Annotated in this window: 1 protein-coding gene; it reads left to right on the top strand. The window is 66.3% G+C overall.

Annotation, left to right across the window (positions count from 1 at the left end; genetic code table 11):
- On the top strand, positions 1-259 hold a 259-nt coding region (locus EOD29_RS32755), incomplete at its 5' end, for an SH3 domain-containing protein (protein WP_245475511.1).
- Positions 260-261 lie beyond the last annotated feature (2 nt).

Below are 261 nucleotides of genomic sequence, written 5' to 3'. Positions count from 1 at the left end.
GGTCAACCAGTCGCTGCTATCGGGCCAGCGCGCAGCGATCGCCGCGCCCTGGATGAAGACGAAGGGCAAGGGCGTCTATGTCAATCTGCGCCGTGAGGCGCAGCCCTCCGCCTCGATCGTCGCCAAGCTGGAACCCGGCGTGATGCTGACGATCGGCGAGTGCAACGGCGATTGGTGCCACGCAGAAACCGACGGCGCCGCGGGCTGGGTGGCGCAGTCGGAAATCTGGGGCGCCTATCCCGGCGAAGCCTTCAAATAAGC

Source organism: Mesorhizobium sp. M1A.T.Ca.IN.004.03.1.1 (genome assembly GCF_003997555.1).
GTDB lineage: Bacteria > Pseudomonadota > Alphaproteobacteria > Rhizobiales > Rhizobiaceae > Mesorhizobium.
This window is presented reverse-complemented; position numbering and strand designations above follow the sequence as displayed.